Origin of the sequence: Catenuloplanes nepalensis (genome assembly GCF_030811575.1) — a bacterium.
Classification (GTDB): domain Bacteria; phylum Actinomycetota; class Actinomycetes; order Mycobacteriales; family Micromonosporaceae; genus Catenuloplanes; species Catenuloplanes nepalensis.
In genome coordinates this window covers 8,896,552-8,918,387 of record NZ_JAUSRA010000001.1, presented here as the reverse complement: position 1 = coordinate 8,918,387, position 21,836 = coordinate 8,896,552, and the positions used below count along the sequence as shown (strand labels likewise).

General features: G+C 71.0%; 17 protein-coding genes. 8 read left to right on the top strand and 9 right to left on the bottom strand.

Features of this window, described 5'->3' with window-relative positions; translation table 11 throughout:
* Positions 1 to 2: 2 nt before the first annotated feature.
* The 4 genes from J2S43_RS38755 to J2S43_RS38740 all read left to right on the top strand — a co-directional run bounded on the left by J2S43_RS38755 (position 3) and on the right by J2S43_RS38740 (position 4,792).
* Entirely contained in the window at positions 3 to 998 is a 996-nt protein-coding gene (locus tag J2S43_RS38755; RefSeq protein ID WP_306838005.1) for an ABC transporter ATP-binding protein, read from the top strand.
* 7 nt (positions 999 to 1,005) lie between these two features.
* Positions 1,006 to 2,034, top strand: a complete 1,029-nt coding sequence (locus J2S43_RS38750) for an ABC transporter ATP-binding protein (RefSeq protein WP_306839752.1) — start codon at positions 1,006 to 1,008, stop codon at positions 2,032 to 2,034.
* Positions 2,035 to 2,075: 41 nt separating this feature from the next.
* The gene (locus J2S43_RS38745; protein WP_306838003.1) at positions 2,076 to 2,984 is read left to right on the top strand and encodes a GNAT family N-acetyltransferase; all 909 of its coding nucleotides are present in this window, start codon (positions 2,076 to 2,078) and stop codon (positions 2,982 to 2,984) included.
* Between the two features lie 866 nt (positions 2,985 to 3,850).
* Positions 3,851 to 4,792 (top strand): type IV toxin-antitoxin system AbiEi family antitoxin, encoded by a 942-nt coding sequence (locus tag J2S43_RS38740; RefSeq protein ID WP_306838001.1) that lies wholly within the window; start codon positions 3,851 to 3,853, stop codon positions 4,790 to 4,792.
* Here J2S43_RS38740 and purH read toward each other — a convergent pair.
* The 6 genes from purH to icmB all read right to left on the bottom strand — a co-directional run bounded on the left by purH (position 4,764) and on the right by icmB (position 11,820).
* On the bottom strand, positions 4,764 to 6,446 hold the full coding sequence (gene purH / locus J2S43_RS38735) for a bifunctional phosphoribosylaminoimidazolecarboxamide formyltransferase/IMP cyclohydrolase (protein WP_370881715.1): 1,683 nt from the start codon (positions 6,444 to 6,446) through the stop codon (positions 4,764 to 4,766). The two genes, J2S43_RS38740 and purH, sit on opposite strands and share 29 nt — an antisense overlap.
* Positions 6,443 to 7,054 (bottom strand): phosphoribosylglycinamide formyltransferase, encoded by a 612-nt coding sequence (gene purN, locus J2S43_RS38730; RefSeq protein ID WP_306838000.1) that lies wholly within the window; start codon positions 7,052 to 7,054, stop codon positions 6,443 to 6,445. Before purN ends, purH begins: the two co-directional genes overlap by 4 nt.
* Before the next feature lie 395 nt (positions 7,055 to 7,449).
* Positions 7,450 to 8,844: a cell division protein PerM gene (locus tag J2S43_RS38725; RefSeq protein WP_306837998.1), complete on the bottom strand. Its 1,395-nt coding sequence runs from the start codon at positions 8,842 to 8,844 to the stop codon at positions 7,450 to 7,452.
* 91 nt (positions 8,845 to 8,935) lie between these two features.
* On the bottom strand, positions 8,936 to 9,817 hold the full coding sequence (gene sucD / locus J2S43_RS38720) for a succinate--CoA ligase subunit alpha (protein ID WP_306837995.1): 882 nt from the start codon (positions 9,815 to 9,817) through the stop codon (positions 8,936 to 8,938).
* Positions 9,818 to 9,822: 5 nt separating this feature from the next.
* Entirely contained in the window at positions 9,823 to 11,001 is a 1,179-nt protein-coding gene (gene sucC, locus J2S43_RS38715) for an ADP-forming succinate--CoA ligase subunit beta (RefSeq protein WP_306837993.1), read from the bottom strand.
* 405 nt (positions 11,002 to 11,406) lie between these two features.
* Positions 11,407 to 11,820 (bottom strand): coenzyme B12-dependent isobutyryl CoA mutase small subunit, encoded by a 414-nt coding sequence (gene icmB / locus J2S43_RS38710; protein ID WP_306837992.1) that lies wholly within the window; start codon positions 11,818 to 11,820, stop codon positions 11,407 to 11,409.
* A 398-nt stretch (positions 11,821 to 12,218) separates the two neighbouring features.
* Between icmB and J2S43_RS38705 the strand changes: the two genes are divergently transcribed.
* Both J2S43_RS38705 and J2S43_RS42400 read left to right on the top strand, forming a co-directional pair.
* Positions 12,219 to 12,959, top strand: a complete 741-nt coding sequence (locus tag J2S43_RS38705; RefSeq protein WP_306837990.1) for a M23 family metallopeptidase — start codon at positions 12,219 to 12,221, stop codon at positions 12,957 to 12,959.
* A gap of 658 nt (positions 12,960 to 13,617) precedes the next feature.
* Positions 13,618 to 14,289 (top strand): M23 family metallopeptidase, encoded by a 672-nt coding sequence (locus J2S43_RS42400; RefSeq protein ID WP_370881822.1) that lies wholly within the window; start codon positions 13,618 to 13,620, stop codon positions 14,287 to 14,289.
* A 145-nt stretch (positions 14,290 to 14,434) separates the two neighbouring features.
* Here the strand turns inward: J2S43_RS42400 and pcrA are convergent, their stop codons facing one another.
* Positions 14,435 to 16,816, bottom strand: a complete 2,382-nt coding sequence (gene pcrA / locus J2S43_RS38695; RefSeq protein WP_306837987.1) for a DNA helicase PcrA — start codon at positions 16,814 to 16,816, stop codon at positions 14,435 to 14,437.
* A 103-nt stretch (positions 16,817 to 16,919) separates the two neighbouring features.
* Here pcrA and J2S43_RS38690 point away from each other — a divergent pair, with 103 nt between their 5' ends.
* Complete coding sequence (locus J2S43_RS38690; RefSeq protein WP_306837985.1) at positions 16,920 to 18,764, top strand: bifunctional metallophosphatase/5'-nucleotidase; 1,845 nt, start codon at positions 16,920 to 16,922, stop codon at positions 18,762 to 18,764.
* A gap of 254 nt (positions 18,765 to 19,018) precedes the next feature.
* A complete protein-coding gene (locus J2S43_RS38685) occupies positions 19,019 to 19,333 on the top strand; it encodes a chorismate mutase (RefSeq protein ID WP_306837983.1) in 315 nt (104 codons plus the stop codon).
* 468 nt (positions 19,334 to 19,801) lie between these two features.
* On the opposite strand, the gene J2S43_RS38680 is transcribed toward J2S43_RS38685, so the two are convergent.
* Both J2S43_RS38680 and J2S43_RS38675 read right to left on the bottom strand, forming a co-directional pair.
* Positions 19,802 to 20,812, bottom strand: coding sequence for an ABC transporter ATP-binding protein (locus J2S43_RS38680; protein ID WP_306837981.1), 1,011 nt, complete (start codon positions 20,810 to 20,812; stop codon positions 19,802 to 19,804).
* The gene (locus J2S43_RS38675; RefSeq protein ID WP_306837979.1) at positions 20,805 to 21,836 is read right to left on the bottom strand and encodes an ABC transporter ATP-binding protein; all 1,032 of its coding nucleotides are present in this window, start codon (positions 21,834 to 21,836) and stop codon (positions 20,805 to 20,807) included. Before J2S43_RS38675 ends, J2S43_RS38680 begins: the two co-directional genes overlap by 8 nt.

The window sequence follows — 21,836 nt, the reverse complement described above, 5'->3', positions numbered from 1 at the left end:
CCATGCCTCCTGCTGCAAGACACCTGCTCGAGGTCAAGGACCTCTTCGTCGAGTTCAAGAGCCGGGACGGCGTCGCCAAGGTCATCAACGGCGTCTCGTACCACCTGGACGCCGGAGAGACGCTCGCGGTGCTCGGCGAGTCCGGGTCCGGCAAGTCGGTCACCGCGCAGGCGATCATGGGCATCCTGGACATGCCGCCCGCGCGGATCCCGTCCGGCCAGATTTTCTACAACGGCGTCGACCTGCTCAAGCTGCCCGAGGAGAAGCGGCGGGAGGTGCGCGGCAAGGAGATCTCGATGATCTTCCAGGACGCGCTCTCCGCGCTGAACCCGGTCTTCCCGGTCGGCTGGCAGATCGGCGAGGTGCTCCGCAAGCGTGAGGGCAAGTCGCGCGCCGACGCGCAGAAGCGGGCCATCGAGCTGATGGAACTGGTCAAGATCCCAGCCGCGCGGCAGCGCGTCGGGGACTACCCGCACCAGTTCTCCGGCGGCATGCGGCAGCGCGTCATGATCGCGATGTCGCTGGCGCAGGACCCGAAGGTGCTGATCGCGGACGAGCCGACCACCGCGCTCGACGTCACCGTGCAGGCCCAGATCATGGACCTGCTCGGCGACCTGCGGCGGGACCTCAACATGGCGCTGATCCTGATCACGCACGACCTCGGCGTGGTCGCGGACGTGGCGGACCGGATCGCGGTCATGTACGCGGGCCGGATCATCGAGGAAGCCCCGGTCTACGACATCTACGAGGCTCCGGCACACCCGTACACCAAGGGCCTGCTCGCCTCGATCCCCCGGCTCGACCAGCGCGGGCAGAAGCTCGCGACGATCAAGGGCCTGCCGCCGAACCTGGCGAACATCCCGTCCGGCTGCCCGTTCCACCCCCGCTGCCCGTACGCCCAGCCGATCTGCCGGGAACTCGTCCCGGCCAAGCACGTGCTCGGCCCGCGATACAGCGCCTGCCACTTCGCCCAGGAGGTAGTCAGTGACCAGCGCTAGGGCGTCCGTGACCCCGCCGCAGCACCACCCTCGGCACGGCGAGGTGCTGCTCGACGTGCAGGGTCTGGTCAAGCACTTCCCGATCAGCCAGGGCGTGGTGTTCAAGCGCAAGGTCGGCGCGGTGCAGGCGGTCGACGGCGTCAGCTTCCAGCTGCGCCGCGGCGAGACGCTCGGCGTGGTCGGCGAGTCCGGCTGCGGCAAGTCCACGCTGGCCAAGCTGCTCATGCGGCTGGAGACGCCGACCGCGGGCAAGGCCGTGCTGGAGGGGCGGGACATCTTCTCGCTCGGCGGCACCGAGCTGCGCAGACTCCGCCGCAACGTGCAGATGGTCATGCAGGATCCGTACACGTCGCTGAACCCGCGCATGACGGTCGGCGACATCATCGGCGAGCCGTTCGAGATCCACCAGGACGCGGCACCGCGCGGTGACCGCCGCCGTCGCGTCCAGGAACTGCTCGAGGTCGTCGGCCTGAACCCGGAGCACGTCAACCGATACCCGCACCAGTTCTCCGGCGGTCAGCGCCAGCGCATCGGCATCGCCCGCGCCCTGGCGCTCCGCCCGCAGATCATCGTCTGCGACGAGCCGGTGTCCGCGCTCGACGTGTCCATCCAGGCCCAGGTGATCAACCTGCTGGAGCAGTTGCAGGACGAGTTCGGGCTGTCGTACATCTTCATCGCCCACGACCTGAGCGTGGTCCGGCACATCGCGGACCGGATCGCGGTGATGTACCTCGGCAAGATCGTCGAGCTGGGTACGGAGCAGGAGATCTACGAGCGGCCGACCCACCCGTACACCCAGGCGCTGCTCTCCGCGGTCCCGGTGCCCGACCCCCGGGCACGCGACCACCGCGAGATCATCCGCCTCGACGGCGACGTGCCCTCCCCGGCCAACCCGCCGTCCGGCTGCCACTTCCGCACCCGCTGCTGGAAGGCGCAGGACATCTGCGCCGCCCAGGAGCCGCCACTGGTGATTCGGCCGGCCGACCCGCACCCGTCCGCCTGCCACTTCCCGGAACTCCGGCACCCGGTGGCGTAAATCGGTTGCCCTCGCCGATCCGGGCGGGTGGTCTGTGCATCATGACCATCCGCCCGGCTCGCCCCTCCGACGCGGCCCCGCTGGTCGCGCTGCGCCGCACCGTCTTCCCCTATCTGGTCCGAGGCGAGGCCGCGACCCGGCGCACGCTGGTCACCCCGCCGCCCGGATCGTCGATGGCCTCGTTCGTGGCGCTCTCCGGATCCGGCGCCGTCGTCGGCTTCGCCGCCGCATTCAAGAACACCAGCACCACCTCGCGGTACGCGGGTCAGATCTCGCTGCTGCACGTGCACCCCGCATTCCGCGGCCGGGGACACGGATCGGCGCTGCTGGCCGCGTCCATCTCCCACCTACGCTCGCTCGGCCTGCGTGACCTGCGGGGCTACGCGCTGCCGTCGTCGCTGCCGTTCGCGGCCGCGCGCGGCTTCACGGCCAGCCGCGAGGTGCGCTACTCCGGGCTCGGCCTGTCCGCGCCGCTGCCACCGGCGCCGGCGCTGCCGGCCGGATACACACTCGCGCCGGTGTCGGCGATCTCCGACCGCGCGCTGTTCGCGGCCGAGGCGGCCGGAGTGGCGGACGAGCCCGGCGACGTCGCGCCGGACGCGCTCACGTTCGAGGGCTGGCGCTACGACGTGTGGGAGGACCCGGGGCTGGACAAGGAGGCAAGCTTCGTGGTGCTGTCCCCGGCCGGCGAGGTGGCGTCACTCTCCCTGCTCCAGCGCGACGGCGACCGCTGCTGGTCCGACATGACCGCCACGCTCCCGGGCCACCGCGGCCGGGGCCTGGCCCGGCTGGCGAAGACGGCCGCGCTCACCCGGGCCGCCGCCACCGGTGCCACCATGGCCTACACCTCGAACGACGCGTCGAACGGCCCGATGCTCGCGATCAACACCCGCCTCGGCTACCGCCCCGCCGCCTCCACTTGGTCCGCCCTCATCACCCTCCCCGCCTAACCACCCCCCCGGGGCCGCCAGCCCCGGCCGGGCCCTGCGGGGCACGCCCACCCCACGGCCCCGCCCCGGGTCATGCCCCACGGCCCCGGCCCGGCGTTCGGCCGCCCTCACACCCGGCCCTCACGGCCCCGGCCCGGCGTCCGGCCGCCCTCATACCCGACCCCCACGGCCCCGGCCCCGCTCATACCCGGCCCCCACGGCCCCAGCCCGGCGTCCGGCCGCTGGCGGGCGCCGCCCGGCCACGCCCGACGCCTGCCAGGAATGTGGGTGTCCGAAATTTCGCGCTATAACCGATGCACTCAGGCTGAGCGATCAATCAGGTGAGCAAAAAGTAGGTCACAAGGGCTAATCGATCTATCTTTCGCTCACCTGATTGATCGCTCAGCAGAGGAGGCCGGGAACGGGAGGGCAGGCAACGAAGGCTGAACCCGAACCGCGGCGGGAACGGAGGCCGGCGAGAGTGGGGGCGCGGCGGAAAGGGGAGCGGGGCGGGAACGGCACCGCGGCCGGAACAGCACCCCAGCGGGAACGGCACCGCGGCCGGAACAGCACCCCAACCGGAACAGCACCCCAGCCGGAACAACACCCCAACCGGAACAGCACCCCAGCCGGACAGCACCCCAACCGGAACAACACCCCAGCCGGACAGCACCCCAACCGGAACAACACCCCAACCGGAACAACACCCCAGCCGGAACGGCACCCCAGCCGGAACGGCACCCCAGCCGGAACGGCACCCCAGCCGGAACGGCACCCCAGCCGGAACGGCACCCCAGCCGGAACGGCACCACGACGGGAAGCAGGGCGTGGCGGGAAGGGAAGGGGCGGGGCAGCGGGAATCGCTTCGGAGGGTCAAGCTGAACGGCATGGCTCGGTCCGCGGTGCCCCGGGAGCTTCGCGCGATGCCGTTCCGTCGCCGGGACGCCGTGGCCGCCGGGCTGGTCACCCCCGCCCGGCTGCTCGGCCCGCACTGGCGGCGCCTGTACCACGGCGTCTACATCGAAGCCGACGCCTTCGCGCAGCACGATCACCGCATGTGGTGCGAGGCGGCTCTCCTCGCCGCGCCGCCCGGCTCGGCCGTCGGTGGTCTCAGCGCCGCGTGCCTGTGGAGCGTCGATCTGCTCGCGTCCGGCGACCCGGTGACGGTGATCGTTCCGCGACCCCATCACCTGCGCGCGCAGCCACGGCTCCGGCTGATCCACGCGGACCTGCCGGCGCCGGACGTCGAGCGGTTCGCCGGGCTGCTGGTCACCACGCCCGTGCGGACCGCGTTCGACCTGGGGCGCGGTGCCGACCGGACAGCGTCGGTGATCGCGGTCGACGCCATGCTGCAGCGGCGGCTGGTGACGCCCGGGGAGATCGCGGCACTGGCGGACCGGCGTCCGGGTTGGCCGGGGCTGGCGCGTCTGCGTGAGGTGCTGCGGGTCGCGGACGGCGGGGCGGCGTCGCCGATGGAGACTCGGCTGCGGCTGCTCATCGTCGACGGCGGGCTGCCTCGGCCGGTGACGCAGTACGTGGCCCGGGACCGGGACGGCCGGCTGATCGGGCGGGTGGACCTCGCGTATCCGCAGCTCGGGATCGTGCTGGAGTACGAGGGAGATCACCACCGGGATCCGGCGACGTTCCGGAAGGACATCGCGAGGTTCAACCGGCTGCGGTCCGCCGAGTGGATCGCGCTGCGGTTCACGGCGGACGACGTGTTCAAGCGGCCGAGGACGATCGTCGAGGATGTCCGCAGGGCCGTAGCCGAGGCCACGGCCCTGCGGGGGGGGGCACAACCTAGTGGAAGAAGTGCCGGGCTCCGGTGAAGTACATCGTGATGCCGGCCTTCTGGGCCGCGGCGATGACCTCTTCGTCGCGGACCGAGCCGCCGGGCTGGACCACCGCGCGGACGCCCGCCTCGGTGAGGACCTCCAGGCCGTCCGCGAACGGGAAGAACGCGTCCGAGGCCGCGACCGAGCCCTGGGCGCGGTCGGCGCCGGCGCGGGCGACCGCGAGGCGGGCCGAGTCGACGCGGTTGACCTGGCCCATGCCGACGCCGACGGTGGCGCCGTCCGCGGCGAGCAGGATCGCGTTGCTCTTCACGGCGCGGACCGCGCGCCAGGCGAAGGCCAGCTCGTCGAGCAGCTCCGCGGACGCGGACTCGCCCGCGACCAGCCGCCACGCCGACGGCGCGTCGCCGGGTGCGTCGATGCCGTCCCGGGTCTGCGCCAGCAGACCGCCGCTGACCTGCCGGAACTCGACCGACGCCGGGGCCCAGGCGGGTGCGACCAGGATGCGCAGGTTCTTCTTGGCCTGCAGCACCTCGACCGCACCGTCCTCGTAACCGGGCGCGACCAGGACCTCGGTGAAGATCTCGGTGACCTGCTGGGCCATCTCGACCGTGACCGGCCGGTTGACCGCGATCACGCCGCCGAACGCGGAGACCGGATCGCACGCGTGCGCCTTGCGGTGCGCCTCCGCGACGTCGCCGGCGAACGAGACCGCGATGCCGCACGGGTTCGCGTGCTTGATGATCGCGACGGCGGCGTCGGCCATGTCGTTCGCGGCGCGCCAGGCGGCGTCCGCGTCGACGTAGTTGTTGTAGGACATCTCCTTGCCGTGCAGCTGCTCGGCCTGCGCGAGGCCGGCCGGCGCGGCCGGGTCGGCGTAGAGCGCGGCCTTCTGGTGCGGGTTCTCGCCGTAACGCAGCACCGCGGAGCGGCGCAGCGCGAGCCCGGCGAACTCCGGCCACCACGCCTCGGACGGGTTCAGCTCCTGCGCGACCCACTCCGCGACGGCCGTGTCGTACTCCGCGATGTCGGCGAACGCGCGGGCCGCGAGCGCGCGGCGCTGCCGCAGCGTGAAGCCGCCCTCGGCGAGAGCCGACTCCACCAGCGGGTACGCCCGGGGGTCGGTCACCACGGCCAGCGACGCGTGGTTCTTCGCCGCGGCGCGGACCATGGCCGGCCCGCCGATGTCGATCTGCTCGATGATCTCCTCGACCCCGGCACCGGACGCGACCGTCTCCTGGAACGGGTAGAGGTTGGAGACCAGCAGGTCGAACCCGGCGATGCCCAGGTCGGCGAGCTGCGTGCGGTGCGACTCCAGCCGGGTGTCCGCGAGCAGGCCCGCGTGCACCCGCGGGTGCAGCGTCTTGACCCGCCCGTCCAGGCACTCGGGGAAACCGGTCAGCTCCTCGACGCGGGTCACCGGCACGCCGGTCGCGGCGATGGTCGAGGCGGTCGACCCGGTGGAGACGATCTCGACACCGGCCGCGTGCAGCGCCGCGGCCAGCTCGGCCAGGCCGGTCTTGTCGTAGACGCTGACCAGCGCGCGGCGCAGCGGCCGGCGGAAGTGCTCGTCCGCGGCGGCCAGCGTGTCGCCCGCGACGACCGCCTCGCCCGAGGTGGCGGCGCCGACGGCACCGGTGGCGGACACCGCGGCCGTCACGACCGAGGCCTCACCTGGGGTGAGTGTCATGGAATGGTGACCTTTCTTCCCGTGATGGTCCAGCCTTCGCGGACCAGGCGCCCGACCTGCTCGACGAGCTGGCGGCGTTCGGCTTCCTTGATGCGCTCGGTCAGGTCGGCCTCGGTGTCGCCGTCGAGCACCGGCACGACGGTCTGCGCCACGATCGGCCCGGTGTCGACGCCCGCGTCCACGAAGAACAGCGTGGCGCCGGTGACCTTCACGCCGTATTCGAGCGCGTCGCGCGGCCCGTGGATGCCGGGGAACGACGGCAGCAGCGCATTGTGCGTGTTGAGGTAGCGGTCGCCGAACACGGCGAGGAACTCCGCGCCGACCAGCTTGAGGAACCCGGCGGAGATGATCAGGTCGGGCTTGTGCTCGGCGACGTGCGCGGTCAGCGCCGCGTCCCACTCGCCGCGGGTGGTGAAGTCCTTCACCCGGTCGACGAAGGTGGGCACGCCGACCTCGGCCGCGATGTCGAGCCCGGCGATGCCGTCCCGGTCGGCGCCGACGGCCACCACGGTCGCGCCGTAGCCGGGGTCGGCGGCCGCGTCGAGCAACGCCCTGAGGTTGCTGCCCGAGCCGGAGATCAACACCACCAGTCGTGCGGGGGTATTCACCCGAGCACCCTACCGAGGGCGCCCGAGCGGCCCAAACGTCGGGTGTCTCAGGTGTGACACACGGAGAGTCCTCTTCGTCGCGCCGAACCGATGGTGCACGCAATCAGGCGGCCTCCGGGCCGGCGGATCTGCCACACGCGGCACAGGCGAGCGCCGCGCCGGGAACGACGGTGCACGCAATCAAACGGGCTCCGGCCCGGCGGATCTGCCACACGCGGCACAGGCGAGCGCCGCGCCGGGAACGACGGTGCACGCAATCAAACGGGCTCCGGGCCGGTGGATGTGCCACACGCGGCACAGGCGAGCGTCGCGCCGGGAACGACGGTGCACACAATCAGACGGGCTCCGGGCCGGCGGATGTGCCACACGCGGCACAGGCGAGCGTTGCCGCGGAATCAGCCGGCGGACGGCGTACCCGCGCGGGGTTTGCCGGATTTTGATCCTGCGACGAACATGCGGGAGGCGATCGCGCCGGCCAGCGCGCCGACGGTGACCACGCCGGTGCCGATCAACCCGACCTGCCACGCGGACGTGCCCAGTTCGGAGAGGCGCCCGCCGCCGAGCGGACCGCCGGAGACGAACGCGGCGGCGAACAGCACCACGCCCGCGACCGGCCCGGACGTGGCCGCGGCCGCGGTGAGCCGGCGCCAGGGCACCACGCGCGGCGGCCGGGACGGGTCACGGCCGGCCCGCCGCAGCCGCCGGTGCAGCAGCCAGCCGGCCAGCATCGCGGCGACCAGCGGCACCGCGGGCAGCGCCGCGCCGACGCCACCGAGCGGCCCGGACGGAAGACCCGCCACCAACGGTACGGTCGGCAGCACTCCCACGCTGACCTGCGTGATCTGGACCGTGGTGTGGGTGCCGAGCGAGAAGCCGGGACCGAGCAGGTAGCCGACCGCCCAGATCGCGACGTTCGGCGCGTAGGCGAGGCTGACCAGCGTGATGCCGGCCTGCCCGGCCACCCCGGTGCGGTAGGCGCTGATCATGTCGCTGGCGTCGCCGCCGTTCAGCGCGATCGCGAGCCCGGTGCTTCCGGCCCCGGTGGCCAGGATCAGGAGACCACCCACCACGCCCGTCCGGACGGCGTCGCGCAGGAACCGGGGCAGGCGCGTGGCCAGCTCGCCGAGCGCGCCCGTGGTCCGTAGCGCGCCGGTCAGCGAGGCCAGCCCGCCGACCGCGAAGAGCGTGCCGAACGCGCGCAACGCGTTGATCTCCGGCCCGCCGCCCGCGCCGACCAGCAGCGCCGCGAGCAGGCCGAGCCCGCCCCAGCCGAGCCCGATCGCACCGGCGACGGAGAACGCCTGCCTCAGCGTGCCGTCGTCCCGCGCGCCGATCGCGCGGGTGACGTGCACGCCGGCCCGGGCCAGCCGCCAGGCGATCAGGACTGCCAGGCCGAGCGGCGCCAGGCCGACCGGGCCGAGCGAGGTTCCCAGCGGTACGCCGTGGCCGAGCAGCCAGGCGCCGAGCCCGATGATCACGGAGCCGCCGATCGAGCCGGCGCCCTCGACGAGCTGCGCAAGCCACATGACGATCACGACCGGCGCAAACGAGACCAGGAACGCCCACCCGGACGCGACCGCGGCGGCCACGGCGAGCGGGGCACGACCCGCCTTGGCCTGCGCGCGGGCCCGTTGCAGCGGCAGTCGCACGGTGTCCCGGGTGCGCAGGTCCCGTCCGTCGGACGCGTCGATGGGGACCGTGTCGCGGGCAGCGAGATAGGCGGCCTCGGCGTCGGTCAGCGTCTCGTCCGGCTGGGCGCCTGCGGCCGGACGGTCCGGGGTGCTCGGCATCGGTGCCTACTTTTCCACGTCAGCCCTGTTCTGGCTAAGGAAAACCCCCGCCGAGTGTCCTCACTCGACGGGGGTGTGATGCAGAACGCAGTCAGCTCATGATCTCGCGCATCAGGCGCGCGGTCTCGGACGGCGTCTTGCCGACCTTGACGCCGGCCGCCTCGAGCGCGACCTTCTTCGCGTCCGCGGTGCCGGCCGAGCCGGAGATGATCGCACCGGCGTGACCCATCGTCTTGCCGGGCGGGGCGGTGAAACCCGCGATGTAGCCGACGACCGGCTTGGTCACGTACTCCTTGATGAAGTCCGCGGCCCGCTCCTCGGCGTCGCCGCCGATCTCACCGATCATCACGATCGCGTCGGTGTCCGGGTCGTCCTGGAACGCCTTGAGCGCGTCGATGTGCGTGGTGCCGATGATCGGGTCACCGCCGATGCCCACGGCGGTGGAGAAGCCGATGTCCCGCAGCTCGTACATGAGCTGGTAGGTCAGCGTGCCGCTCTTGGAGACCAGACCGATCCGGCCGGCGCCGGTGATGTCACCGGGGATGATGCCGGCGTTGGACTGGCCGGGCGACGCGATGCCGGGGCAGTTCGGGCCGACGATCCGGGTCTTCTGACCCTTGGCCACGTTGTGCGCCCAGAACGCGGCGCTGTCGTGTACCGGGATGCCCTCGGTGATCACGATGGCCAGGCCGATCTCGGCGTCGATCGCCTCGACCACCGCGGCCTTGGAGAACGCCGGCGGCACGAAGATGACGGTGACGTCCGCACCGGTCTTCTCCATGGCCTCCTTGACCGTGCCGAAGACCGGCAGCTCGGTCCCGTCGAAGTCCAGCTTCTGGCCGGCCTTCTTCGGGTTGGTGCCGCCGACCACGTTGGTGCCCGCGGCGAGCATGCGCTTGGTGTGCTTGGTGCCCTCGGACCCGGTGATGCCCTGGACGATGACCTTGGAGTCCTTGGTGAGCCAGATAGCCATTGTCGTCAGACCCCCGCAGCCGCGAGCTCGGCGGCACGCGCGGCCGCACCGTCCATGGTGTCGACCCGCTCGACGAGCGGGTTCGCGGCCGAGTCGAGAATCGCGCGGCCGGCCTCCGCGTTGTTGCCGTCCAGGCGGACGACCAGCGGCTTGGTGACCTGCTCGCCCCGGTCGGCCAGCAGTTGCAACGCCTGCAGGATGCCGTTCGCGACCGCGTCACAGGCGGTGATTCCGCCGAAGACGTTGACGAAGACGGACTTCACGGCCGGGTCGGAGAGCACGATCTCCAGGCCGTTCGCCATCACGGTGGCGCTCGCGCCGCCGCCGATGTCGAGGAAGTTCGCCGGCTTCACGCCGCCGTGGTTCTCGCCCGCGTAGGCGACCACGTCGAGCGTGGACATGACCAGGCCCGCGCCGTTGCCGATGATGCCGACGGAACCGTCGAGCTTCACGTAGTTGAGGTTCTTCTCCTTGGCCGCCTGCTCCAGCGGGTCGACCGACGCGGCGTCGACGAAGCCCTCCTGGTCGGCGTGCCGGAAGTGCGAGTTCTCGTCCAGCGTCACCTTGGCGTCCAGGCAGAGGACCTTGCCCTCCGGCGTCCTGGCGAGCGGGTTCACCTCGACCAGCGTGGCGTCCTCCTTGATGAAGGCCACCCACAGCTTCTGCGCGATGTCGACGACCTGCTCCGCGACGTCGGCCGGGAACTTGGCGGCGGCGACGATCTCGCGCGCCTTCGCCTCGTCCACGCCCTGGATCGCGTCGATCGCGATCTTGGCGACCTTGTCCGGGTCGGTCTCGGCGACCGTCTCGATCTCGATGCCGCCCGCGACGGAGGCGATGCACAGGAACGTGCGGTTCGCCCGGTCGAGCAGGTAGGAGAGGTAGTACTCCTCGGCGATGTCAGCGGTGACGGTCAGCATGACCTTGTGCACCGTGTGACCCTTGATGTCCATCCCGAGGATGTCCGTGGCGCGAGCCGTGGCCTCTTCCGTGCCCTCGGCCAGCTTGACGCCGCCGGCCTTACCGCGGCCACCGACCTTCACCTGCGCCTTGACGACGACCCGGCCGCCGAGACGGTCGGCGATCGCGCGGGCCTCCTCGGGGGTTGTGGCGACGCCACCGGCCAGCACGGGCAGGCCGTGCCGCTCGAATAGCTCGCGCCCCTGGTACTCATACAGGTCCACTTGCGCGTCCCGATTCACTCCGCGGCACCCCGGCGCCGCTGCCAGCGTGGAATGCACCGCTCATCCGGTGATGAGAAGGTGCCTTTCCCGTCACCCTAGCGACCAGGGCACTCCGAGCCGTCAGGCGGGTACATGGTGTGCGGTACTGCACATTCCGCCCCCTCGGAAGCTTGTGGTGCAGGAGATTCCAGCGGGACACGAGATGCCTCAAAAATCGCGTGACCGGTTCCGTAACCCCTGTTCAGAGGCGGTCGTTGAGTCAGATGTCAGCGCACCGCACGGCGGGAGCGCGGACGAGAAAGCGGCCGATGCCCTGTCGGTCGAGGGGTGGCGGCGGGGCATCGCGCATAGAAGGGCCGGACGTGTGAGGGGTGCGTCCGGCCCTTCCCTAACTACCGGTCGGCACTATTTATTAGTGGCCGGGAATCCCGCCACGTTGCTCCGCACCCAGTCGACGATCGACTGCATGGTCGCGCCGGGGCCGAAGATCTTCGCCACCCCCATTCGCCTCAGCTCCGGGATGTCCGCGTCCGGAATGATGCCGCCGCCGAACACCACCAGGTCGTCGACGCCGCGCTCGGCCAACAGTTCGACCACGCGCCGGAACAACGTCATGTGCGCGCCGGAGAGCACGGACAGCCCGACCGCGTCCGCGTCCTCCTGGATCGCGGTCTCCACGATCTGCTCCGGGGTCTGGTGCAGCCCGGTGTAGACGACCTCCATGCCGGCGTCCCGGAGCGCCCGCGCGACCACCTTCGCGCCGCGATCGTGCCCGTCCAGGCCCGGCTTCGCGACCACCACCCGAATTCGCGGTTCCATAGCTGCCGCACCTCTATTCAGTGACGAGAGATGTCCACGGAGCCACCTTAACGATCGTGCAGCCCTTAGGGGGTGGAGCGACCCGCAATCGAGTCGTCACGATGAGGTAGCGGCGGCTGCATTACGTTAGGTATTGGCCAAAATTACGCAGCGCCACTAACGACAGGGGGTACAAATGGTTACGAGTTAGGGCAAATTGCGGCATGACGTCGCACACCCTGTCAGCAAATCGGCCGCAGAACTTGTGACGGGCCCACCGCTTGGCTACCGTGTCCAACGGCTGTCAACCGGGATACCCCGGACCAGCCGCCCCAACCAGCCAGTGTTCACTCACGGTCAGCGCCCGGCAGTCCGGAGCGCGACAGCGCCGGAGAGCGAACAGATATCGGAGGGTGTACGTGCGTCAGCGGCTTTCATCCGAGCCAGACCGTTATCGCGGTCGACGTCGCGTACCCACTGTTCCCGGAGGCCGTTACGCGGCGGTGGTGACCACCGCGCTGGTCGGCGCGGGCGTGGTGGCACTGGGCGCGGGCGCCGCGCTGGACGACGCCAAGGGTGTCGACACCACCGCGCTGAAGAACTCGCTGGACAGCGCGACCACCGCGGAGGAGCTGGCCGAGCGCGAAGCGAGCGCCGAGCGCTCCACGCGTGACAGCGACCGTGAGGAGTCCGCGGACGCGGGCCTGGCCACCTCGCTGGCCGAGTCTCCCGATGCCTGGCTCCTCCCGCTGCACGGATACGACTTCACCGCGCCGTACGGCATCCGGTGGAACGAGGTCCACCAGGGCATCGACCTGGCCGCCCAGGAAGGCACCCCGTACAAGGCCGTCCACGGTGGCACCGTGAAGCTGGCCGGGTGGTACGGCGGTTATGGCTATGCGGTCATTGTCGACCACGGCGACGGCGTCGAGACGATATACGGACACTCGTCGCAGCTCATGGTCGAGGCGGGCCAGCAGGTCAAGGCCGGCGACACGCTCGGGCTGGTCGGCGACACCGGCCACTCCTACGGCGCGCACCTGCACCTGGAGATCCACGTCGACGGCGAGCCGCGCGACCCGGTGCCGCTTCTCCGCGAGAAGGGCGTCGACATCCAGCTCGAGGTCGAGCAGGTCTACGGCGCCGTGACGGCCCCCTGACGCTCCGCTTCTCGATCCGCCCTTCCCGTGCCGGGGAGGGCGGTTTTTCGTCTTCCCCGCATTTCCGCTGTTCATCATGTCACTGAAGAAATTGTGTCCCAGCACACAAACTTCAAGATCACATTTCCGGACGGTACGTCAGCGCAGCGGACAAATCGGTCCGGATCCGGACCGACGGGGTTCGATACGGCCTAGCCCGGCTTTGCCCCTCATAGCGTGATCGATCAGCATTCTTCGTCATTGCTCCTGCTGAGCCGACGGAGGTGCGCCCGTGCACGACGACGCGGACACCGGCACGACGACGGCACCGGACGATCGGGCGACCCCCGACGCCCCGGCCGTCCCCGAGACCTCGGCCCCACCCGGGGCCCTGACCGCTGCTCCGGTCATCCCCGGCCCACGGAGAAGCCCTGAAGCCCGGACGGTCCCCGAAGCCCGGCAAGCCGCCGACGATCAGGGCGCACCCGGCGCACCCGGCGCACCCGGCGCAGCCGGTCGGCCGGACGACCATGCCGGTCGCCATCGGCGGCTGCCCGGCCGTCATCGGCACCGCTACCACCTGCGCCTCGCCGAACTGAAGGCCGGCGCGCATCGGCGCCCGGACCCGAAGGCCGCTCATCTTCGCCACGCCGCCGCGGCCACGCTCGCCGTGACCGGGATGGCCCTCACCGGCGGTGTGACGCTCCACGACGCCGTCACGGCCCCGGACGACGCCGCTCAGGCCGTCCCGACCCCGGCCGCGGTCGCGAACGCCGAGGTGCTGGCGGAGCGCGCCGAGTCCGCCTCCGCGGCGAACCGCTCCGCCGGGCGCAGCCCGTCCCCCACTCCCCCAGCACGGTCCGCAAGTCCCACGCCGGGCAACCCGAGCCCCAGCCCGTCACCGTCCGCGCCCAGCCCGTCACCGACGAAGACCACGGGCAAGCCCGCGGCCAAGGCCTGGGTGGATCCGATGCCGGAGGGCCGCACCACGTCCTGCTACGGCCGGCGCTGGGGACGTCTGCACGCCGGCATCGACCTGGCCGCGGCCAGCGGCACCCGGGTTCGCGCCGCCGGCGTCGGCGCCGTGGTCACGGCCGGGTCGAACTACGGCGGCTACGGCCTGTCCGTGCTGATCGACCACGGCAACGGCTTCTACACGCACTACGCGCACCTGTCCCGTGTCTCGGTCGAGCCCGGCGACCGGGTCGCCCCGGGCCAGACCGTCGGCGCGGAGGGCTCCACCGGCAACTCCACCGGCCCGCACCTGCACTTCGAGGTGCACGACGGAATGTGGAACCAGGTCGACCCCGCGGCCTGGATGGCGGACCGCGGCGTCGACCTGGGCTGCTGACGAGGCGCCCACGGGAAGGCGCTGTCTCATCGAAGGTCGACCAGCCGGGCTGTCGAGCCGGAAGGATCGTTCCGCGAAACGATGGCGGCCCCGGACCACCGGCCCGGAGCCACCGTCGATCACATATGCCCGGCCGGGCTGAGGGCTACATCTTCTCGATCGGGGCGTGGCGCAGGACCAGCCACACCTTCTGGTCGCCGAAGTCGATCTGGGCGCGTGCGCCCGCGCCCTGACCCTCGACCAGCAGCACGCGGCCCAGCCCGTACCGCTGGTGGTTGACCCGGTCGCCGGGGGACACGGAGGGCGCCTGGTTGCGCAGGTCACTGGCGGTGGCGAGCTTGCTCGCGTCGATGCCGAGGCCCTTCGCGATCTGCTGTGCCTTACTCGTACCCCCGACGAAGGTGGAATTGCGCGAGGCGCCGCGGCCGCCGACGCCGCCGGCCGAGCCGGACCACGTCGTATACGACCCCTCGGTGCGCTCCCACCGGACCAGCTCGGACGGCAGCTCGTCGGTGAACCGCGACGCCGGGTTGTACTGCGGGGCGCCCCAGGCGGAACGGGTGACCGCGCGGGACATGTAGAGCCGCTGCCGGGCCCGGGTGATCCCGACGTACGCCAGGCGGCGCTCCTCCTCCAGCTCCTTGGTGTCGGACATGGCCCGCATGTGCGGGAACACGCCCTCCTCCATGCCGGTGAGGAACACGACCGGGAACTCCAGGCCCTTCGCCGTGTGCAACGTCATCAGCGTGACCACGCCCTGGTGATCCGAATCCGGCTCGTCCGGGATCTGATCCGCGTCCGCGACCAGCGCGACCTGCTCCAGGAAGCCGGCGACGGACGACTCCGGCCCGTCCGCGGCCTCGGTGCGCTCGGTGTATTCCCGGGCGACGCTGACCAGCTCCTGCAGGTTCTCCACCCGGCCCGCGTCCTGCGGGTCGATGCTCTCCTCCAGGCCGGTCAGGTAGCCGGAGCGGGTGATCAGCGCCTCCAGCACCTCTTCCGGCGGCGCGGTGCGGGCCAGCTCACGCACGTCGTCGAGCATCGCGACGAACTCGCTGATGCCGTTGACCGCGCGGGTCGAGATGCCCGGCGCCTCCGCGGCCCGGCGCAGCGCGGCGCCGAACGAGACGCGCTCCCGGTTGGCCAGCGCCTCGATGCACGCCTCGGCGCGCTCACCGATACCGCGCTTCGGCGTGTTCAGGATGCGGCGGATGCTCACGGTGTCGTCGTCGTTGACCACGGCCCGCAGGTAAGCCAGCGCGTCCCGGACCTCCTTGCGCTCGTAGAAGCGCACCCCGCCGACGACCTTGTAGGGCAGGCCGACGCGGATGAACACCTCCTCGAACACCCGGGACTGCGCGTTCGTCCGGTAGAAGACGGCCACGTCACCCGGCTTGGCCAGACCGTTGTCGCCGAGCCGGTCGATCTCCCTGGCCACCCAGTCCGCCTCGGCGTGCTCGGTGTCCGCGACGTAGCCGACGATGCGCTCGCCCTCGCCCTGGTCACTCCAGAGGCGCTTCGGCTTGCGGGACGTGTTGCGGTCGATCACCGCGTTCGCCGCGTTCAGGATGGTCTGGGTGGAGCGGTAGTTCTGCTCCAGCAGGATCGTCCGCGCGTCCGGGTAGTCGCGCTCGAACTCCAGGATGTTGCGGATCGTGGCGCCCCGGAACGCGTAGATCGACTGGTCCGCGTCGCCGACCACGCACAGCTCGGCCGGCGGCAGCCCGGCCTCCGGCACGCCGTCGCCGACCAGCTCACGGATCAACGTGTACTGCGCGATGTTGGTGTCCTGGTATTCGTCGACCAGCACGTGCCGGAAGCGACGCCGGTACGACTCGGCGACCAGCGGGTGCGACTGGAACAGGTGCACGGTCGCCATGATCAGGTCGTCGAAGTCCAGCGCGTGCGCCTCCTTCAGACGGCGCTGGTAGAGCTGGTAAGCCTCGGCGACGGCCCGCTCGTTCGGCCCGGACGCCTTCGCCGCGAACTCCTCCGGGTCGGTCAGCTCGTTCTTCAGGTTGGACACCTGGGTGGCGAGGCCGCGCGGCGGATAGCGCTTCGGGTCGAGGTCCAGCTCGCGCGCGACCATCGTCATCAGCCGGCGCGAATCGTCCGCGTCGTAGATCGAGAACGTCGACTTCAGCCCGGCGTGCTCGTGCTCGGCGCGCAGGATGCGCACGCACGCGGAGTGGAACGTCGAGACCCACATCATCCGGGCGCGGTTGCCGACCAGCGCGGCGACCCGCTCCTTCATCTCGCCGGCGGCCTTGTTCGTGAACGTGATCGCCATGATCTCGCCGGGGTGCACGTCGCGCGCGGCCAGCAGATAGGCGATTCGGTTCGTCAGCACCCGGGTCTTGCCCGACCCGGCGCCGGCCACGATCAGCAGCGGCCCGCCGGCGTGCGTCACCGCGTCACGCTGGGGACCGTTGAGCCCGGCGAGCAGCGCCTCCGCGTCGCGGCGAGGCGGCGCGGGGCGGGTCGGCGGCGTGGGCTGGACCGGGGGGACATCAAACAGCGATTGCATCGCGGGCAAGTCTAGGCCGTCGGTACGACAGGCAACCTCGCCGATGCCAAGACGACACTCAAGCACCCTGGCGGGGGACACACCGATGGATAAGCATGCGTGCATGGATCGATCTCGCAACCGCCTCTGGCCGGTGCTGCGCGCGCTGGCGACGCCGGCCGCCGCGCTGGCCGTCGCCATAGCGCTCGTCCCCGGCAGCGTCCCGACGCAGCAGCAGCCCCCGGCCGGCGCGCTCACACCCGTCAACGTGTCGTTCCAGCACGGAGGCCGGACCGTCAAGGGCAACCTCCTCAGCTACAACGACTTCCACGGCGCCATCGACCCACCGGCCGGCAGTGGCGGCCTGGTCACCGGCGTTCCGGCCGGCGGCGTCGAATACCTCGCCACCTGGCTGAAGAAGCTCCGGGCCGAGGCGAGGAGCGAGGGCCGCGGCCGCAGCATCACGGTCGGCGCGGGCGACCTGATCGGCGCGACGCCGCTGGTCAGCGCCGCGTTCCACGACGAGCCGACGATCGAGCTGATGGACCAGGTCGGGCTGGAGATCAGCTCGGTCGGCAACCACGAGTTCGACGAGGGCGTCACCGAGCTGCTGCGCCTCAACCGCGGCGGCTGCCACCCGGTCGACGGCTGCCAGGACGGCGACGGGTTCGCCGGCGCGCGCTTCACCTACCTCGCGGCGAACACCGTCCACAAGCGGTCCGACCTGCCGATCCTGCCCCCGGTCGAGGTGCGGCTGGTCGACGGCGTCCCGGTCGGCTTCGTCGGCATGACGCTTGAGGCCACGCCGAGCATCGTCAACCCGGCCGGCATCGCGGACGTGAAGTTCCTCGACGAGATCGAGACCGCGAACAAGTGGGGTGGCCTGCTCCGCGCGTTCGGCGTGAAATCCCTGGTGCTGCTGCTGCACGAGGGCGGCCAGCAGAACCCGCCGCCGGCCGTGCCCGGCCTCTCCGAATGCGCGAACTTCTCCGGTCCGGTCGTCGACATCGTCAACGGGCTGCGCCCCGAGTTCGGCCTGGTCGTCTCCGGCCACACCCACCGTTACTACACCTGCGCGCTGCCGAACGCGCACGGTGCGCAGACCGTGGTGACCAGCGCCGGCAGCAACGGCACGCTGGTCACCGACATCGACTACGCGCTCGACAAGCGCACCGGGAAGTTCGCCGAGATCACCGCGCGGAACGTCATCGTGGAGAACGGCGTGCGTAACGCGGACGGCAGCTGGCAGACCGACCCGGCCGGTGCGCCGGTCCGCAACCCGGCGCTGGCCGACCCGGCCGCGAAGCGGATCGCGGACAAGTACCGCACCGCGGTCGCGCCGATCGCGAACCGGATCGTCGGCTCGATCACCGCGACCATCAGCCGCGACGCCGGCGCAAACCAGGAGAGCCCGCTCGGCGACGTGATCGCGGACGCGCAACTGGCGCACACGCAGGGCAACGGCGCGCAGATCGCGCTGATGAACCCGGGCGGTATCCGCGCGTCCCTGCCGTACGACTCGCAGGCCGGCGGCGAGGCACCCGGCCAGATCACCTACGGCGAGACGTTCACGGTGCAGCCGTTCAACAACCTGGTGGTCACCCAGACGTTCACCGGCGCGCAGCTCAAGGACGTGCTGGAGCAGCAGTTCGCCGGCTTCGGCGGGCAGACCACCCAGCGCGTGCTGCAGGTCTCGGCCGGCTTCACGTACAGCTTCGACAGCACCGCCGCGGCCGGCAGCCGGGTCAGCGACCTCGCGCTGAACGGCACGCCGATCGACCCGGCCGCGACGTACCGGGTCACCACGAACGACTTCCTGGCCAACGGCGGCGACGGCTTCAGCAACCTGACGCTCGGCACCGACCGCACCACCGCGCCCGGCTTCGACATCGACGCGCTGGTGGCCTACCTGGGCGCGAACAGCCCGGTCGCGCCCGGCCCGGCCGATCGGATCACGCGGCTGGGCTGACGAACCGATCGCGGACGATCGGGAAGACGGTGGAGATGTCCGTTTGGTGGGCAAAAGCTTGCGCGAGCTCGTCAAGCCTGGGCATACTCGACGGCGTGTTCCCGCGGGTGCGATTTTATGGCTACGGCTCCGGAGTCCCGGCAGCCGTGGGTCGCGCCTGAACGACAGACCTACGACAAAAGCCCCGGGCTCGGCAGCCCGGGGCTTTTTCGCGTCCCCGGGTCCCCCGGACCCAGCCTGATCAGGAGACGAGCATGGCCACGGTAGTGGAGCAGCCGCAGGACGCCGACCAGCCCACTCAGGACACCGGCACCGCGGAGGCGACGGCGTCCGCCGAGATCATGGAGATCCGCGCGCGGATCAACGAGATCGACGACGCGATCATCGCGCTCTGGCAGGAGCGCGCCGCCCTCTCCCAGCACGTCGGCGCGACCCGGATGGCCTCCGGCGGCACGCGCCTCGTCCTCAGCCGCGAACGCGAGATCATGGAGAAGTTCCGCGACGCCCTCGGCCCCGACGGCAACCAACTCGCCCTCCTCATCCTCCGCGCCGGCCGCGGGCCGTTGTAAGGCCTTCGCGGCCGTTAATCCTTCGGTCATTCCACAGCGGCCAGCTTTGGGCCAGGCCGGGGCTGGGGGAGGTCAAGGGCTACGAGCAGAGGGGCATCTTCCCGCTTCCGGCGTGGTGCGGCCCGTTTGCTCCCGCGGGCACCGGTCGGCCCCGGGGGCCTCCCTTCCGGTTTTGCGGTGGTCCTGCAGATCAAGGTCGGGGCGTCTCCGAAGTAGTTCTCACTGCTTCGGGGACGCCCTGATCTCGGTTTTGGGTTTGGGTTTGGGTGACCAGCGGCGGAGCTTGCAGGGAGGAGCGCCAGCGACGACCGGTGCCCGCGGGAGCATGCGGGCCGCACCACGCCGGAAGCGGGAAAGCATGCACTTGGATTTGATCTTCGAGGTCTTCGGGGTCTTCGGGGTCTTCGGGGTCTTTGAAATGCGAAGGGGGTGCGGCCGGAGCCACACCCCCTTGATGCGGATGTTTTTCTAGTCGACTGCGTGGACGACGTCGCGGACCTCGGCGAAGTGGCACGCGCTCGGGTGGCTGGACTTGGGGCGCAGCGTCAGCATCGGGTCCTCGTCGGCGCACTTCTGCTGGGCCTTCCAGCAGCGTGTCCGGAACCGGCAGCCAGACGGGGGGTTGGCTGGGCTCGGGACGTCGCCTTCGAGGACGATCTGGTCGCGGTGGCCGCGCAGCGTCGGGTCCGGCACCGGCACCGCGGAGAGCAGCGCCTGAGTGTACGGATGCGTCGGCTGCTCGTAGATCTCCAGGTCACGGCCGGTCTCGACGATGCGGCCGAGGTACATGACCGAGACGCGGTCGGCGATGTGCCGGACCACGGACAGGTCGTGCGCGATGAAGATGTACGACAGGCCCAGCTCGTCCTGGAGTTGCTCCAGCAGGTTGATCACCTGCGCCTGGATGGACACGTCCAGCGCGGACACCGGCTCGTCGCAGACGATGATCTCCGGGCGGAGTGCCAGCGCGCGGGCGATACCGATGCGCTGGCGCTGGCCGCCGGAGAACTGGTGCGGGTAGCGGTTGATGTGGTCGGGGTTGAGGCCGACCAGGTCGAGCAGGTCGCGGACGCGGCGCTTGCGGTCGCTCTTCGGCGCGACGTCCGAGTGGATCTCGAACGGCTCACCGATGATGTCGCCGACCGTCATGCGCGGGTTCAGCGACGTGTACGGGTCCTGCAGCACCATCTGGATGTTGCGGCGGGCCCGGCGCAGTTCGCCGCCCTTGAGCTTGGTCATGTCCTGACCGCGCACGTTGATCGCCCCGGACGTCGGCGTCTCCAGCCCGACGAGCAGGCGGGCCAGCGTGGATTTGCCACAGCCGGACTCGCCCACGATGCCGAGCGTCTCGCCGCGCTTGAGTTCCAGGTCGACACCGTCGACCGCCTGCACGGCGCCGACCTTCGACTGGAAGACGATGCCCCGGTTGATCGGGAAGTGCTTCTTCAGACCCTGCGTCTGCAGCACGATGTCACTCAACGCCGGCGACCTCCTTCCAGAAGTGGCACCGCGCGGTGCGGTTGTGGGTGACCTGGTACGCGGGCGGCACCGGGTCCTGACGGCAGACGTCGCGGGCGAACCGGCACCGGGCGGCGAACGCGCAGCCCGGCGGGATGTTCGTCAGCGTCGGCGGGAGGCCCTTGATCACGCTGAGCTGCTGGCCCTTGAGGTCGACCCGGGGGATCGATTCGAGCAGCGCCTTCGTGTACGGGTGGGCCGGCCGGGCGTAGATGTCGTAGACCGGCGCCTCCTCCACCACGCGGCCGGCGTACATGACCGAGATCCGGTCCGCCACGTCCGCGACCACGCCCATGTCGTGCGTGATCAGGATGAGGCCCATGTTCCGCTCGCGCTGCACCTCGGCGAGCAGGTTCATGATCTGCGCCTGCACGGTCACGTCGAGCGCGGTGGTCGGCTCGTCCGCGATCAGCACCTCCGGGTCGAGCGCCAGCGCCATCGCGATCATGACGCGCTGCCGCATGCCGCCGGAGAACTGGTGCGGGTAGTCGCCGACCCGCTGCCGCGCCGCCGGGATCCTGACCTGGTCCAGCAGCTCGATCGCGCGCAGCTTGGCGTCGCCGCGCGACATGCCCCGGTGCTTGCGGAACAGCTCGCCCAGTTGGAAGCCGACCGTGAAGACCGGGTTCAGCGCGGAGAGCGCGTCCTGGAAGATCATCGCGATCCGGTTGGCCCGGACCTGGCGACGCTGCTCCTCCTTGAGTTTGAGCAGGTCGACGCCGCGGTATCGCACCTCGCCGCCGGTGATGAAGCCGGGCGGCGTGTCCAGGATGCCCATGATCGCCTGCGCGGTCACGGACTTGCCGCAGCCGGACTCGCCGAGGATCGCGAGCGTCTCGCCCTCGGCCAGCCGGAAGTTGGCACCGTTGACGGCCTTTGCCACACCGTTCGCGGTGCGGAACTCGACCTTGAGATCCTCCACGGCCAGCAGCGGTGCCGCCGCGTCGATCGGGAGGGACTCGGTCTTGACCTTGATGTCAGTCAT